This window comes from Shewanella atlantica (genome assembly GCF_003966265.1).
Classification (GTDB): domain Bacteria; phylum Pseudomonadota; class Gammaproteobacteria; order Enterobacterales; family Shewanellaceae; genus Shewanella; species Shewanella atlantica.
The window spans coordinates 382,328-398,747 of the sequence record NZ_RXNV01000002.1; the positions used below are offsets into that span (position 1 = coordinate 382,328).

The following is a 16,420-nucleotide window of genomic DNA, read 5'->3' on the forward strand; positions in this document are numbered from 1 at the left end:
TCACGGCTGAAGCGCGCTCCTACAGAGGGGCAACATATCTTCGTGACTAAAAAGCATTCATAGTGGTTGATATTCCGATGCTTTTATGAGCATATAGACCGTATATAATGTATGGTTAATTTATTCGTAGAAGCAAGAGTTCCAGCTAGCAGAAGTAAGATTTCCTGCATTAAATTCATTTAACGACCCAGAGTTAGCACAAAAGATTTAGCTTTGTTAAGACACAGATAATCGCTATTTGGCAGCGACCACTCCATGGACGGCTTGCCTACTTTGATCCCAAGTCATGGTTACAAATCATGATCACAAAGGAAATGGTATGAAATCACAGTCCCATGATATGACCAATCCACCGGATCTGCTGTTAAGTGACGGCACCGGCCCCTCAACGCAACGCCAACCTATTTTTCAAGACTATCTGCCTCCCTGCAATCAAGGTTGTCCCGCAGGCGAAAATATTCAGGGCTGGTTATCCTTGGCCCATGAACAAAAGTTCGAGCAGGCATGGCAACTCTTAATCGCTGAAAATCCTATGCCTGCGGTGCATGGTCGGGTCTGTTATCACCCCTGTGAATCTGTGTGTAACCGAGCCAATGTCGACAGCTCGGTGAGTATCCATCAGGTAGAACGGTTTCTTGGGAATATGGCTATCGAGCAGGGGTGGAAACCAAAATTTCAGGCCAGACAAAGCGGCAAGAGGGTGCTCATTGTCGGCGCTGGCCCAAGTGGATTATCGGCGGCGTACCACCTTGCACGGCTGGGACACGATGTCGAAGTGCGTGACGCAGGCCCCATTGCCGGAGGCATGATGCATTTCGGTATACCAGCCTATCGACTGCCCCGCACAATTCTGTCTGCCGAAATTCAACGCATCGAAGATATGGGGGTAAAGTTCACCCTGGACCATAAAGTCGAAGATCTGAAACAGGAAAAATCTGACGGGCAGTTTGATGCGGTCTTTGTTGCCGTCGGTGCCCATATCAGTCGTAAAGTCGAGATCCCCGCCCGGGAAGCGGGTCATATCTTAGATGCGGTTAGTTTCCTGCGCGATGTCGGTAAGGGTGAGGCAACCAAGCTTGGCCGCCGCGTGGCCATCTACGGTGGGGGCAATACCGCCATGGACGCCGCGCGAACCGCAAAGCGCCTGGGCGCCGAAGAGACGCTGATCATCTACCGCCGCAACATGGAGCAGATGCCAGCCCATCAGTTTGAAGCGGAAGAGGCCCTTGAAGAGGGAGTAAAGATTAACTGGTTACGGACCATCAAGGAGATCAATCTCGACCAGATCACCGTCGAGAAGATGACACTCGATGAACATGGCAAACCCGTACCAACGGGTGAGTTCGAAACTCTGGAAGCAGATGCGCTCATATTAGCCCTTGGGCAGAATATAGACTCCGAACTGCTGGCCTGCTACCCCGAGATCACCTTTAAACCCGACGGTACGGTTATCGTCGATGAGCAGATGATGACGGCGCGAAATGGCATCTTCGCCGGTGGTGACATGGTGCCATGCGACAGAACGGTTACCATAGCGACGGGTCACGGCAAAAAAGCCGCTCGTCATATCCATGCCTTTCTATCAGGTACCGTTCACCGCTCCAAATGCAAGCCTCCGGTAGCCGATTTTGAGTCACTCAACCTCTGGTATCTCACCGAGGCAGAGCAAACCCATCAGCCCACACTCCCGGTTGAGAAACGAGACCATTCCTTTGCCGAGATCCTCGGCAGTCTCGATACTAAGCAAGCCACGTTCGAGGCCAGCCGCTGTTATAGCTGCGGTAACTGTTTTGAATGTGATGGCTGTTATGGCGCCTGTCCCGAGCAGGCCATTATCAAACTGGGGGAAGGGCGCTTCTATCAGATCGACTATTCCCGCTGCACAGGTTGTACAGCCTGTACCTTACAGTGCCCCACTGGTGCCATACATATGGTGACTACGCGTTAACGGTGACGCTAACTTCAACGAAATTGTACAGGAGTCATGATATGGCCAAGCAGGTAACCATAGACGGCGGTGAAGCAACTGCCTACGTCGCTTATCGCACTAATGAAGTTTGCGCTATCTACCCCATCACACCATCTTCGACCATGGCTGAACTTGCCGATCAGTGGGCCAGTCAGCATATAGAAAATATCTGGCAACAGGTACCGCTCGTCGCCGAGATGCAGAGTGAAGGTGGCGCGGCGGGTACAGTCCATGGCGCGTTGCAGACAGGTGCACTGACCACCACCTTTACCGCCTCTCAGGGATTGATGTTGATGATCCCCAACATGTTTAAAATCGCCGGCGAGCTAACCCCGACCGTATTTCATGTGGCGGCCAGAGCGCTGTCTACTCAGGGGTTGTCGATATTCGGTGATCATCAGGATGTGATGGCAGTACGCATGACAGGTTTCGCTCAGTTGGCTTCCGCTTCGGTGCAGGAGTGTCATGATATGGCGTTGGTGTCTCAGGCGGTAACGCTCAACTGCCGCGTGCCCTTTATTCATTTCTTCGATGGTTTTAGAACCTCCCATGAGGTCAGCAAGATAGATCTGCTCGAAGATGGACAGATAAAGGCGATGATCGATGATGATAGGGTCTATGACCATCGCTCGCGGGCACTCAATCCCGATAACCCCTTCATGCGCGGCAGTGCACAAAACCCGGATACCTATTTTCAGTCAAGGGAGTCAGCCAGCCGGTACTACCTGGATGCTGTAGGGGCTGTCGACAGTGCTCTGGATAAGTTCTATGAGATAACAGGGAGGCGTTACCAAAGCTTTGAGTACTATGGCGCCGATGATGCCGAGCGCGTTATCGTCATCATGGGCTCGGGAAGTGAGACGGCGATAACCACGGCAAAGTACCTAAACTTGCAAGATGGTAAGGTCGGTGTGCTAAGAGTACGACTTTATCGTCCCTTCAGCTGTGAACATCTGCTAAAGGCGTTGCCACAATCGGTGCGCAGTGTCGCCGTATTAGACAGAACCAAAGAGCCCGGCAGTGATGGCGAGCCTCTGTATAAAGATGTCAGCAATGCCCTGTATCAGGCGGTAAGCCAGGGTAAACGAAAAACCATGCCGTTAGTCATAGGCGGCCGTTATGGTTTAGCCAGCAAGGAGTTCACTCCGGCCATGGTGGCCAGAGTTTATAAGGAGCTGTTAAGCAAAACGCCAAAGAACGATTTCACCATAGGCATCATAGATGACGTCTGTAACAGCAGTCTGGAGGTAACCGAGTTACTGGATATCGAGTCTGACAAATTGGTGCAGGCCATGTTCTATGGTCTTGGCTCTGACGGCACCGTTAGTGCCAACAAGAACAGCATCAAGATCATCGGCGACGTCGAAGGCTACTACGCCCAGGGCTATTTCGTTTACGACTCCAAGAAAGCCGGTTCGCAGACTGTCTCTCATCTACGTTTCGGCCCCGATCCTATTCGCGCTCCCTATCTTATTCAATCTGCAAACTTCATTGCCTGTCATCAATTCAGTTTCATCCAACATGTAGATATGCTCGAACGGGCAAAACAGGGCGCCACCTTCCTGCTGAACAGTCATTATAACGCCGAAGAGGTATGGCAGCAGCTGCCATCCGATGTGCAGCAAACCTTGATCACTAAGCAGATACAGTTTTATGTCATCGACGGAGCCAAGGTGGCACGCTCGGTCGGCATGGGCAAACGTATTAACACAGTGATGCAAACCTGTTTCTTTGCGCTCTCTGGTGTGATGCCCAAAGATCAGGCCATCGAGCGAATTAAGCTGGCGGCGGAAAAAACCTACGCCAAGAAGGGCGAAGAGGTGGTGAAACGTAACTTTGCCGCTATCGAGCAGGCATTGGCTCACTTGGAGCAAGTTAAGCTACCCGAAAAAATAAGCGCCCAGTCGGGCAAAGAGCCCAATGGATTGTTTGAGCGGGCCTCCGGTTTTGTTAAAGAGGTCACCGCCGAGATGTTTCATGGCCGCGGCGATCTTATTCCCGTCAGCATGATCCCCGATGACGGTACCTATCCCACCGGCACCAGCCAGTATGAGAAGCGCAGCATTGCCAGTGAGATCCCAATCTGGGATCGCGAGATCTGTATCCAATGTGGTAACTGCGCCATCGTCTGTCCACATGCCGCCATTCGGGCAAAATTTTATAACAAACGCCGCCTTCAAGGTGCTCCCGAGCTGTTTCCCTCGAGCAATGTTACCTCCCGCGGCTTCCCCGATGCCCGCTACACCCTGCAGGTGTATGCCGACGATTGTACCGGCTGCGGTCTGTGTGTGAAGGCTTGCCCGGTTAATCATCCGGCAGACGAGCATCACCACGCGATCAACATGCAAAACAAGGAGAAGCATCTCGATGAGGAGCGAATAAATCTCGAGTTTTTCGAGACCATCGCCTATAACCGCCGAACACGGGTAGATTTTTCAAACGTGCGTGGCGTCCAGTTTCTGCAGCCGCTATTTGAATTCTCCGGTGCCTGTAGCGGTTGCGGTGAAACCCCTTATCTTAAGCTGCTCAGTCAGCTGTTTGGCGATAGAATGTTGGTCGCCAATGCGACAGGATGTTCTTCCATTTACGGTGGCAACCTGCCAACCACGCCATGGGCCAAGAACAGCGATAACAAGGGCCCAGCCTGGGCGAATTCACTATTTGAAGACAATGCCGAGTTTGGTTATGGCTACCGACTCACCGCAGACAAACACCAGGAGCTGGCACAATCTCGGCTACTTGCCTTAAAAGACAGACTAGATCCTGAGCTGGTCGAGCAGACGGTTAACGCCCCGCAATCTCATGAGTCTGAAATTCATGAGCAGCAGGAGAGGGTACAAGGATTGGCCGAACAACTGCGGGCGATGGACGATCCAAGAGCCAAAGAGCTGCTATCGGTTATCGATCACCTGGTTCGCCGCAGCATCTGGATAGTCGGCGGGGATGGCTGGGCCTACGACATTGGCTATGGCGGCGTCGATCATGTACTGGCCAGTGGGCGTGACGTCAACATTCTGGTGATGGACACAGAGGTCTACTCCAATACCGGCGGTCAGTCCTCCAAGGCAACCCCCATAGGAGCCGTTGCCAAGTTTGCCGCCGGAGGTAAGGCTGTGCCGAAGAAAGACTTAGCACTACAGGCCATCGCTTACGGTAATGTCTATGTGGCGCGTATCGCCCTCGGCGCCAGCCCCCAGCAGACTCTGCAAGCATTCCGTGAGGCCGAAGCCTATAACGGCCCGTCACTCATCATCGCCTACAGCCACTGTATCGAGCATGGCATCAATATGATTGACGGCATGCAGCAGCAGGATCTGGCAGTGAAGGCGGGTTACTGGCCCCTGTATCGTTACAACCCGACGCTGAGAAGTGCCGGACGCAATCCATTTATGCTCGATTCACTGCGTCCTACATTGAAACTGGAGGACTATGCCTATAATGAAAACAGATACCGTAGCCTGTTAATATCTGATCCCGAGGAAGCCGAACGGCTTATTAATCTGGCCAGACAGGTGGTTAACCAAAAATGGGCCTTGTATGAAGAGATGGCGACACGCAACGCGCATAAATTTACACCTCACACCCGCAGTCGCACTTGATGCATGTTTGATACAGACTTTAAATCAGACTTTCAACAAGAGTTAGGTAAACAGGGATGAAAAGTTCAATGCTAAGCTTATTGGTCACGCTACTGCTGATGTATCTGAGTGTCTGCCTGCTGCTCTTTGTGGCGCAGCGTAAATTTATGTATTTCCCAACGCCGCCTCTATTGCACTTTTCGCCGCCAATGGAGGCTACACAGATAATTTTTGAAAATGAGGGCGAGAGCCTGAGTGGTTGGGTGGTCAATGAGGGCCACTCTAAGGCGTTACTCTACTACGGAGGCAATGCCGAGAACATCGAGTACAACATTCCATTTTTCAAGGAGAACCTGACGGACTATACCGTCTACCTCATTGCCTATCGGGGCTATGGAGACAGTACCGGGAAACCTACCGAAGTGAACCTATACAGCGATGCCTTGCATATATTTGACCGGGTGATAGCTGACCACGAGCAGGTCTCTTTATTGGGACGAAGCCTAGGCTCTGGCGTCGCCACCTATGTGGCGACTCACCGGCAAGTAGATAAGCTGATACTGGTGACTCCGTTCGATAGTACCGCAAATGTCGCTAAATCCGTCTATTGGATGTTTCCGGTATCCTGGCTGATTAAAGACAAATATGAATCTGCAAAACGTGCACCAAATATTGACGCCAGAACGACCATCATCTACGCCGAAAATGACAATGTTATCCCAAGAGAGAGCACCGAATATTTGATAGAAGCGTTTTCACACAGGCTCGAAGATAGCATCTTAATCAGAAGCGCCGATCATAACGATATCTCAGAGTATCCCGATTATGTTACCGGGCTAAAGCGGGCGCTGGATTGAATCTGTTGTCATAGTTAAGGGAACCGATAGCATAAACACTATAACTCCTAAAAACAGTTCCCAAAAACAGCTCACATAAGAGTGCTCACATAAGAGTGTTCACAAAAATAGTGCTCACATAAACAGTTTACACAGATTCTTTTATCGACCTTATTATGGTAATTTATTGATTATAATAAATATCCTATTTCCAGGTTATAGGTTAAGCAAAAGGAATCGCGTCTGTGACAACAGAGTTTTACAACGACAATGCCGAGCTGTTAGCTCGCCAGTATCTATCGACCACTTTCGAAGAGGTGCATGCTGCCTGGTTGCCTCACCTAAATCAGCTTTTCGATAATCACGTTTCCGGTTTATCCATATTAGATGTCGGCGCGGGCATTGGCCGCGATGCAGCGTATCTCGCGCAGCGAAGCTCATCATTACCCAAATCATCTGGACAAAGAATCGATGTGGTTGCCGTCGAGCCGGCACATCTCCTTGCAGATTTAGGAAAGAAGAACACCAAAGGGCACAATGTCACCTGGATAGTCGACAGTTTACCTCGCCTGAATCGGCTCTCAATTTACCAAAATGGTTTCAACCTAATTCTTCTTAGCGCGGTGTGGATGCACATTCCACCGAATGAACGCGCTACTGCGCTGCAAACACTCGCACACTTGCTTGCACCATACGGCAAGCTGGTTATCACCTTGCGACATGGGCCTAACAGCGACACCAGGATCATGCATCCCGTGAGTGTTGATGAGTTGAAAGCATTAGCGAAAAAAGTCCATTTATCAGTTATCGAGACGACAAATAGAGACACCGACAAACTCGGTCGCACCCAGGTATTTTGGGAAACGGTAGTGCTACAGCGTGCCAATGATCCTGTGGCTACTCCCATAGCAAATAGCCAAGTAGAAAGTGACCCCGCAGTAAATGGCAGTCCTGAATGAATTTATCAACGTTTTCTCAAGTAGATGCCAACTTCCAGGTTGAGTTTGTCGCCTATTTGCAACGACTACTTGTCGAAGGGGATTTTGTCGCCACCTATAAGTTCGCACTGCTGCATGCCTTAGCCGATATCTGTATCGAAAGACCTCAGTTTTTAAACAATGAACCTCAAAGCGGTATCATTGCCATAGATGAACTGGTGGAGAAGTTTATCGAACTCTATTGGCAGCATTCACTGCCTTATAGTGGCGCTGCTGCCAAAGCTGTGAGTACAAATGGTATTGATAGTGGGGACACGCAATTTATCCTGCTCCAGAATGCCGGAAAACAATCTGCATTGATTAAGAATCTTGCTGAATATCGAAGCCAAGGTGTGAGAACACTAGCACAGTTGAAAATGCATCCTTACTGGAATAAGTTGGTCACTAAGACCCGAAGCACCTTTAAAGAGGGACCTTTATGGCGTCTGCAGTTATTAGCGGGCAGCGAAGAGTGCTTCTATTACCCACATGATAAGTCTAAAAAGCATATCCTGCTCAATCCAGGCATCGCTTTTTGTTTCAGGCGCTTTCACGATCTGGTTGTATCACTTGCCCGCAGTAACTGGACGCAGAAGGTGTGTGACTTCCCGTCGAACCATGCTGTCATTGGCGGGCAGGGTAACTTGTCGGAATTCCTGTTTGGGAGTGACAGAAACTCCATCATTAAAGCAAGGCCAGTGTTGCACGATATTCAAAAGGGGCGCTGCTTCTACTGCAATAAGCCACTCAAAGATAGTGATAAAGAGAAGGGTGAGGTCGATCACTTCATCCCTTGGGCGCGATATCCTAATGATCTCGGCCATAACTTTGTGCTGGCACATAGCAAATGTAATAACGCAAAAAGTGATCATCTAGCCGCAGAGCAGCACAAAGATCGCTGGTTTGAGCAAAACATCATCCAGAATAAAAAGACTATCACTACAGAACTTGGCAGTTACTTTGTTTGTGAAAGTGGGCGCTCTGAAGCGATTGCCACCTGGGCTTATCAGTTAGCCGTTCAGAATCAATCGCCGCTTTGGTTGAAGGGGAAGAGTTTTGACACGTCTGGACAAACTGATAAAGGGCAGTTTGTTTGATGGTTATACCTTCATTGTTATCTATCGATTCCCCGCGGGGGGATGTGCAGATACTTCTACGAGATGCAGGCTCTAGATTTCATGAGGAGTGTCCCTATACGCTCTGCGTTTTCAAATAACCTCCATGTTTAAATGCCAGTTCGGTATCCCTACCTCTCGCTCAGTGAGTTTCACAATGTTAAACCTCGCCATGAAATCTCAGCTCGAAGAAGCATATACACTTGGTTATTGTCTCTCTTCGATTAGGTTGTATCGCAGGCTTCGTAACTCATTTCTGGCCTTTTATGAAATAACGGTTTCATTTATCGGCGCAGTACTAATTCGGGGTTTCCATAGCTGAACTAATGCGAAATGTTGTAAGTATAATCCCTGTGGGCTTTGCCAAAAATCCCTTTTTGGAAGCTCGTAGCCACATCTGTACTCGCTAATTTACAAGAATAATCATTGAACCACTTGAGCTTTATTACTTGTCTTTTGTAACTCGTTTTAGACCCAAAATGATAGATAGTTAGGAGGGATTTACCTTATTCACTCTGACCCCTTTATCTTTTTCTGACTGACGAAGCTTTCTTTAGCAACAACCCCTGAAGCAAGCATGTGCCACAGTAGAAACTGCCATGATAATGCTATAGCTGAATGCTTTTTTCATTGTTGAAGAAGATAGAGTGAACTGGAAAAGTGGTAAAAGCAGGGGCGAGTCACACTCCGAGAGATTAACTACTGCTCCGCCTCTAGAACAGTAGTTAATTCATTGAATTCAAGCTATTATTTTTATACTAATTAGGTAAATTAATTTACAATTGTGATGTTTAAACAACAATATTAATGATGACTATAATGACAAATGATAAACCGTGGTTAAAAAAATATCCTGAGGATGTGCCCACAACAATAGATTCAAGTATGTATAACAATATCAATGATTTGTTTAAAGAGTCTTTTAGTGCGCATGCTAAAAAAGCAGCATATATCAATATGGGACATAGCTTATCCTACCAAGATCTCGAAAGTAAAAGTAACGCTTTTGCTGCTTATCTACAATCTGAACTAAAAATGAAAAAAGGCGAACGAATCGCCTTGATGATGCCTAATTTATTGCAATATCCCATAACTATTTTAGGTGCATTAAAAGCAGGACTCATTATTGTAAATGTTAATCCACTTTATACCCCTCGAGAATTAAAACATCAATTACGAGACTCAGGGTCCAGTGCTATTGTTGCCGTAACAAATTTTGGTAATAACCTTCAGCAAATACTGCATGAGACTAACATTAAGCATGTAATTTTAACCAAAATCGGCGATGAGTTAGCTATTCATAAACGTACATTGGTTAACTTTCTTATCAAACATGTCAAAAAAATAGTGCCTAAATATCATATTTCCGACGCTATTTCATTGCGTAGAGCGTTAACCGAAGGCAAGAAACTTCCCTTTATAGATCCCCAAATAACAGTAGATGATTTAGCATACCTCCAATATACAGGTGGAACGACAGGTCCTGCGAAAGGGGCAATGCTTACTCATAATAATATTATTTCTAACGTTCTACAGGTTCATGCTCATTTTAGCCCAAGAACCTTATATGATAAGGAATATGCAGTAACCCCACTTCCGCTTTATCATATTTTTGCCAACTCAGTGAGTATGATGTTTATGCTCTTTCTCGGTGCAACGAATTTACTCATTACCAACCCAAGAGATGTCGATGGTTTCGTAGCAGATTTAAGCAAATACCCATTCACAATGGTTTTTGGTTTAAATACACTTTTTAATGGTCTAAACAATCATGCTGGTTTTCAAGAGTTAGATTTTAGTCACGCTCGTTTTACTATTGCTGGTGGAATGCCGACGCAGAAAAATATTGCTGATCGTTGGCAAGAGCTTACTGGAATGCCTGTCATAGAAGGTTATGGCTTAACTGAATGTTCCCCAGTAGTCGCAGCAGGTACTCATCAACAACAATCATTTATTTCTTCAATTGGTGTCCCTTTACCCAGCACTGAACTCCGTATCGTTAATGATGAAAATGAACCTTTAGGTCCCAACCAAATTGGTGAAATTCAAATTAGAGGCCCCCAAGTGATGAAAGGCTATTGGCAACAAGAAGCCGAAACCAATACTGTTATGCATACAGGAGGTTGGTTAAGCTCTGGCGATATAGGAAGAATGGATGAGGATGGGATTTTTTATATTGAAGACCGTAAAAAAGATATGATTCTAGTTTCCGGGTTTAATGTTTTTCCAACTGAAATTGAAGAAGTTGCAACACTTCACCCTCACATCATCGAAGCTGCGGCCATAGGCATTCCTGATGACGCCACAGGAGAAAAAGTTAAATTATTTATTGTCCGCAAAGGTAATGTGACCGTTGATGAAGTAAAAAAACATTGTAGAAAATATCTTACCGGCTATAAAAACCCAAGGGTAATCGAATTTAGAGATGAATTGCCAAAATCAAATGTTGGGAAGATCTTACGTCGAGAATTACGAGATTCATAAGCACTATTACTGACGTCCTATGTCATCAGCTTAAAAAAACGGTTTTATACGAAAATTCGTAAAAAATGGAGCTGGTGACTAGTTTGATTTTTGTTCAAGATTATGAGTTGGCTGATATGGGGCAGCGTGTTTATCAACACGTGTATGCGAACTATCAAGATGCGTGAATGAGCAGATAACTTTGCTTATCCGTTCGTTGGGCTCTGAAAGTAGTTTTTTCTAAGAGCACGCACGCCGCCGAGAACTACTCGATTCAGGTACGTGCGTTTAAGTGTTTTTGCCTTAAATTTATCTATGTGTCACTAGCTGGATGGATAAAACCGGCTTTATAAACCAAGAAAAATGTCCAGGCCAGTCTGTTCGATTTACTTTAAACCCTCGGAAACAAAGTAATTATTATGCCTAATAATTGCTCCTCATCTATACTTAACTATTAATTTTTCCCTCTATTATTAAGGATTTTCATATGATCAGGTCAATGCTTGTCATTGAAGCCCTGCAAAAGCATTTTGACTTGATAGTGAAAACCGGGCATCGAACAGAAAGTCTCTTCCACACTCCAGCTGACCGGCCACTTATGCGCCAAACTTATACGCCAACTTTCCTGCCGCTGCTTATCGCAAACATCCAAAAGTGGAAAAGTAAGCTGGTGGTTATGGCAAGGGCTTTATGCAAAAAAATAACATGAAGAGCACTGCTAATCTTCAGTTAAATGGAGCTAAACCCGAACCAGTTCCACCAAAAGATGGGGCTATCGATTCTGTACATGCCACCACAGCAGAAACTATTTTAGCGAGGTTAAAATCATCGGAACATGGTCTCGACCACAATGAGGCCGTAGCGCGTGTCAAACAATACGGTTTAAACACCATGCCTGAGCCTGAATTGCCAGGAGTATTCAGGTTTTTTCTCCGCCAGTTTGCCAGTCCACTTATCTATGTACTCGTGATAGCAACTATTTTTTCACTCTTTATTCAGGAGTGGGCCGATGCGATTTTTATTGGCGCTGTGCTTTTAGTTAATGCCATCATGGGGACGATTCAGGAGTATTCAGCACAAAAAGCGGCAGCCGCCCTAAACCAACTCGTCACAACCAGTTGTAACATAGTTAGAGAAAGCGACACATACGAAATAGATGCCAAAGATCTGGTTCCCGGGGATATCGTTATGCTGGAGTCTGGCGATAGAGTACCGGCCGACCTCAGGCTGATACGCTCCCATGACCTTGAAGTTGACGAATCTTTATTAACAGGAGAATCCCTTGCCGTAGAAAAAGATGACAACCTGGTGTTAGGCGAGGATTGCACCCTGGGCGATAGAGTGAACATGGCATTTGCAGGTACCATGGTCAATCGTGGGCGGGGCACCGGTGTTGTCGTCGGTACCGCAATGAATACCGAGTTGGGGCAAATAGCCTCGGCGGTGCTCAATAAACCGCCCCCCAAAGCGCCGCTAATGATCCGGATGGAAAAATTCACCTATAAAGTCACGGTTTTGGTTGCAACCGGGGCGACCATTATGGCCAGCGTAGCATACGCAAGAGGCATGGAAGTGAGCGACATTTTTATGCTGGCAGTTGCACTGGCAGTATCTGCTATTCCCGAAGGGCTGCCGGTTGCCTTGACCGTTGCTCTCGCGATTAGTATGCACCGAATGGCCAAACGCAATGTGATTGTACGCAATCTGGTTGCCGTTGAAGCGCTGGGCTCCTGTACTTATATTGCGACTGATAAAACGGGCACCTTAACGGTCAACCAATTGACCGCTAGATTGATTGAATTCCCTGGAGAGATACCATGGGAAGTCGGTGGTGACAGCCTGGTACCTGGTGGAAAAATCACTAAATTTAATTCGCAACTGTCGCCCCGGGAGCTGACACTGGCGAATAAACTGTGTCAAACCGCAGTGCTGGCCAATGAGGGGTTCCTCGCTCATCGTGACGGCCATTGGGCCCACCATGGCGACGCTGTAGATGTTGCACTATTGGTGATGGCCCATAAATTAAACATCGTACGCTCGGAAAAGTTAAACAGCATGCCGGAAATTGCAACCATACCATTTGAGTCGAAACTGCAGTTTTCAGCCAGTTTAAACAAGGTCGAAGGTGAACACTTTGCCTTTGTGAAAGGTGCGCTTGAGCGCCTGTTACCTTTATGCAGTCAAATGGCAAAGGTTGATGGTCCGGAGGTCATCGACAAGTGTTTAATCGAAAAACAAGCCGACGCTCTTGCTCGCCAGGGCTATAGGGTTATCGCTTTGGCATCCGGCTCGGTAAACTGCTCTGGTGCCGACTTCTCGAAAGAGCAGTTATCCGGTTTAACCCTTATTGGGCTTGTGGGCATGATTGACCCATTACGAGATGAAACCAAGCAAGCTTTCGAAGCCTGTGGTGCAGCTGGAGTAAACATCGCTATGGTAACAGGGGACCATCCAGTCACTGCCCTGGCGGTATCTCAAGAGCTCAAACTCGCCAATTCAAATGATCAGATTGTAACTGGACCGCAACTCAAAAAGGCTAGCAACGACGTCGAATTTGACAGGCTGACACTTGATGCTCGGGTGTTTGCTCGAGTGGAACCGGAACAAAAACTCCTTATTGTTCAATCACTGCAACGAAATGGCCACTATGTCGCAGTCAGCGGCGATGGTGCCAACGACGCCCCGGCGCTACGGGCGGCTCATGTCGGCGTAGCAATGGGAGAAAAAGGTACCGATGTTGCGCGAGAGGCGGCCGAATTGGTGATCACCGATGACAACTTTGCCTCAATCGTTGCCGGTATCGAAGAGGGGCGAGTAGCCTACTCTAATGTCCGTAAAGTCATATTTCTCCTTATATCGACCGGTGTGGCTGAACTGGTGATGTTTACCCTGGCGCTAATTGCGAATATTCCAATCCCGCTACTTGCAGTACAACTTCTCTGGTTGAATCTGGTTACCAATGGCATCCAAGATGTGGCACTGGCCTTCGAACCTGCCGAAGGTAACGAATTAGCTTCGCCTCCCCGGAAACCCACTGAAGCCATTTTTAATCGAATAATGATAGAACGCGTTGTTATCTCGGCTGTCTGCATCGGCTGCATGGCTTTTTTTCTTTTCCAATCATTAATTAGTTCGGGGATGGCCGTAGATGAAGCGCGAAACAGTACTTTGTTGCTGATGGTGTTGTTTGAAAATGTCCATGTATTCAACTGCCGTTCTGAATCCCGTTCCGTTTTTCGTCACAACCTCATGCTCAACCCTCTGCTTCTATTTGGAACGCTCACTGCACAGCTGATACACATAGCAGCGATGTACACACCTTGGTTAAAAGATGTGCTAAAAGTTCATCCCGTTTCTTTCGAGCACTGGGGATCTCTATTGATGATGGCTTTGAGTATTTTAGCGGTTATGGAAGTTCACAAGTTGTTTCGTAGAAAATATCCATTTAGGTAATTTGATAGTTTATAAGGAGAATTTGAATCGACCAGACGCTAACAGGGCAAAATGAATAATTGATGGGGCAGGCAAACTGTATGGATACTTTTCCTGATGAAAGCCTTATTAGTTAGAGGCTAAACACTAAGGCATTTCGCTCCGGGAGTGAGGTGGGGCAGTTTATGTACTTGTCGATATTCTATAGTGCGTAGAGCATAAACATGCAGTAAGCCATCATCTTCCAGCCGAACTTATGCCGATGGCGTCACGACTAAAGACTTTATGGCTTAACATAGCCCACTGTCTGTTGATATGAGCGTATTTTACTGGCTGTTGAACCACTCACTAAACTCTTCGAAATCGATACTTCCGTTTCCGTCCAGATCTATTGCGTTAAAACCAATCTCGGCACTTTCACCCGGCTCCAAGGCTTCCAGTGCCTGCAATAAGCGTTCAAACTCAGAAAGTTGGATGCTACCATCTCCGTCGGTATCAAAATGGTCGAAATTATCTTTAAGCTCTTCTTGGCATATATCAGTCATTACAGACTCCAGATTAGTCTTGCTTTCAAGTTGCAATGGTTATAAGTTGTTGCATTAAAAGGTTTTTTGCATAACTTGATGGGTAAGCCTACCTTTGGTTCAAGTTCATCATGATCTTCTCGAACCATTTCGTCAACAAATACTGCGTAGCCAAATTAAACCTATGAATCCATCCGAGATGGCTCCCGATAAAGTTTTAGATGGGAGTACAATTCTCTTCAGCATGTATCTAGCGGCTATCTAAACACCACATGGTTTAAGGCGATAAATAGACCCGCTGTCTGTCGATATGAGCAGATAGCCATGTTCATCTTCTATGATCTGACGTATCCGCTCGTTAAGCTCGGTTAGCAGTCTTTCTTCTGAAGTGGCAAGCTCACCATCGAGTTCTACTCGGTTCAGGTGAGTCAGTTTTAGTGCGCCACTGAGTAGATCACCTTCCCATTCGGTGAATGCTCGTCCGGAGTAGACCAATAAACTCGAGGGGGCGATGGATGGGGTATAGACCTTTGTTGGCGGCTCCATCCCCTCTTTAAATGTACCCTCACCGACACTTATCGGCCCCCAATATTCCTTGCCAAATGAGACCACGGGCCAGCCATAGTTGGCACCTGGCTTAATCAGGTTAATCTCATCTCCGCCTCTGGGCCCATGTTCAATCGACCATAAGCGCTGGTTTTCTGCGTCAAATGTCAGGCCTTGAGGGTTGCGATGGCCATAGCTGTAGATCTCGGGCAAAGCATTTTCATTACTCTTATTAGAGCCAGAAACGAAGGGGTTATCTTCAGGCACACTGCCATCGAGGTTCAGGCGCAAGATGCTACCCGCGTGTGTGGTCAGGTCCTGTCCGTTGGGTCTATGGCCGCGATCACCGACCGAGAAAAACAGATGGCCCTTGTCATCGAAGGCTATGCGCGATCCAAAGTGACGGCCGGTATCAGTTGCCGATTGGGTGACAAGCAGATCCTGCCATTCAACTAACCTGCTACCCCGAAGCAGGGCTCTTGCAATTGTCGTTCGGCCCAGGCCAGAAACTGGCTTTGAATAGGTAAAATAGAGCCATTGCTTCTTGCCACTGTTAAGATGAACTGTACTAGAGTCTGTATTAGCACTTGTCTCAGAGCTTGTATCAGAACTTGTATCAGAACTTGTATGAGCCACTTTTGGGCCTAGTTGGATATCCAGTAGGCCGCCTTGTCCATCGGCGTAAATGGGTGGTAGGCCTTTGATGTTTCTCTGCTTGCCGCTGGTGAGGTCAAGCTGTAACAGTTTTCCACCTCGCTCGGTGACCAGGAGTTTATTGGGGCCGATTAAGGCCATGCCCCAAGGGATCCCGAGCCCTTCAGCGACTTGCTCGAGTTGATAGTTCTCACAGGCTTTTGCCTGGCCATCGATAGAGACCAGAGCAGCTAATAAGGTCAAGATTAACGGTAAACTTTTCATTGTTCAGTCTCGGGCAGCGGTTAAGTGGGTCGACTCTTTCTTAGCGCTAAAACTCGTTATAT

At 47.2% G+C, this 16,420-nt stretch carries 10 protein-coding genes; 8 read left to right on the forward strand and 2 right to left on the reverse strand.

Annotation, left to right across the window (positions count from 1 at the left end):
- The first annotated feature begins 286 nt into the window (after positions 1 to 286).
- From EKG39_RS06915 to EKG39_RS06950, 8 genes are all read left to right on the forward strand, one after another.
- Positions 287 to 1,948 carry an NAD(P)-binding protein gene (locus EKG39_RS06915; RefSeq protein WP_126505010.1) on the forward strand — a complete coding sequence of 554 codons (1,662 nt, stop codon included), beginning with the start codon at positions 287 to 289 and terminating at the stop codon, positions 1,946 to 1,948.
- Positions 1,949 to 1,989: 41 nt separating this feature from the next.
- Entirely contained in the window at positions 1,990 to 5,568 is a 3,579-nt protein-coding gene (gene nifJ, locus EKG39_RS06920) for a pyruvate:ferredoxin (flavodoxin) oxidoreductase (protein ID WP_126505011.1), read from the forward strand.
- A 56-nt stretch (positions 5,569 to 5,624) separates the two neighbouring features.
- A complete protein-coding gene (locus tag EKG39_RS06925; RefSeq protein ID WP_221767368.1) occupies positions 5,625 to 6,404 on the forward strand; it encodes an alpha/beta hydrolase in 780 nt (259 codons plus the stop codon).
- A gap of 224 nt (positions 6,405 to 6,628) precedes the next feature.
- Positions 6,629 to 7,342, forward strand: a complete 714-nt coding sequence (locus tag EKG39_RS06930; protein ID WP_185817536.1) for a class I SAM-dependent methyltransferase — start codon at positions 6,629 to 6,631, stop codon at positions 7,340 to 7,342.
- Positions 7,339 to 8,457: an HNH endonuclease gene (locus tag EKG39_RS06935; protein WP_126505013.1), complete on the forward strand. Its 1,119-nt coding sequence runs from the start codon at positions 7,339 to 7,341 to the stop codon at positions 8,455 to 8,457. Before EKG39_RS06930 ends, EKG39_RS06935 begins: the two co-directional genes overlap by 4 nt.
- Before the next feature lie 825 nt (positions 8,458 to 9,282).
- Positions 9,283 to 10,959, forward strand: coding sequence for an AMP-binding protein (locus tag EKG39_RS06940; RefSeq protein WP_126505014.1), 1,677 nt, complete (start codon positions 9,283 to 9,285; stop codon positions 10,957 to 10,959).
- A gap of 466 nt (positions 10,960 to 11,425) precedes the next feature.
- Positions 11,426 to 11,647, forward strand: coding sequence for a hypothetical protein (locus tag EKG39_RS06945; protein WP_126505015.1), 222 nt, complete (start codon positions 11,426 to 11,428; stop codon positions 11,645 to 11,647).
- Positions 11,629 to 14,391: a cation-translocating P-type ATPase gene (locus tag EKG39_RS06950; RefSeq protein WP_246028430.1), complete on the forward strand. Its 2,763-nt coding sequence runs from the start codon at positions 11,629 to 11,631 to the stop codon at positions 14,389 to 14,391. The genes EKG39_RS06945 and EKG39_RS06950 overlap by 19 nt, the downstream gene beginning before the upstream one ends.
- 305 nt (positions 14,392 to 14,696) lie before the next feature.
- On the opposite strand, the gene EKG39_RS06955 is transcribed toward EKG39_RS06950, so the two are convergent.
- Positions 14,697 to 14,915, reverse strand: a complete 219-nt coding sequence (locus tag EKG39_RS06955) for an EF-hand domain-containing protein (RefSeq protein WP_126505016.1) — start codon at positions 14,913 to 14,915, stop codon at positions 14,697 to 14,699.
- 240 nt (positions 14,916 to 15,155) lie between these two features.
- The gene (locus tag EKG39_RS06960; RefSeq protein WP_126505017.1) at positions 15,156 to 16,358 is read right to left on the reverse strand and encodes a PQQ-dependent sugar dehydrogenase; all 1,203 of its coding nucleotides are present in this window, start codon (positions 16,356 to 16,358) and stop codon (positions 15,156 to 15,158) included.
- Between the last annotated feature and the right edge of the window lie 62 nt (positions 16,359 to 16,420).

What these genes read in the sequence shown, in the direction of transcription:
- nifJ (WP_126505011.1), top strand. Translation starts at nt 1,990, where the DNA reads ATGGCCAAGCAGGTAACCATAGACGGCGGTGAAGCAACTGCCTACGTC.
- EKG39_RS06945 (WP_126505015.1), top strand. Translation starts at nt 11,426, where the DNA reads ATGATCAGGTCAATGCTTGTCATTGAAGCCCTGCAAAAGCATTTTGAC.
- EKG39_RS06960 (WP_126505017.1), bottom strand. Translation starts at nt 16,358, where the DNA reads ATGAAAAGTTTACCGTTAATCTTGACCTTATTAGCTGCTCTGGTCTCT.
- EKG39_RS06950 (WP_246028430.1), top strand. Translation starts at nt 11,629, where the DNA reads ATGCAAAAAAATAACATGAAGAGCACTGCTAATCTTCAGTTAAATGGA.
- EKG39_RS06955 (WP_126505016.1), bottom strand. Translation starts at nt 14,915, where the DNA reads ATGACTGATATATGCCAAGAAGAGCTTAAAGATAATTTCGACCATTTT.
- EKG39_RS06915 (WP_126505010.1), top strand. Translation starts at nt 287, where the DNA reads ATGGTTACAAATCATGATCACAAAGGAAATGGTATGAAATCACAGTCC.
- EKG39_RS06940 (WP_126505014.1), top strand. Translation starts at nt 9,283, where the DNA reads ATGATGACTATAATGACAAATGATAAACCGTGGTTAAAAAAATATCCT.
- EKG39_RS06935 (WP_126505013.1), top strand. Translation starts at nt 7,339, where the DNA reads ATGAATTTATCAACGTTTTCTCAAGTAGATGCCAACTTCCAGGTTGAG.
- EKG39_RS06925 (WP_221767368.1), top strand. Translation starts at nt 5,625, where the DNA reads ATGAAAAGTTCAATGCTAAGCTTATTGGTCACGCTACTGCTGATGTAT.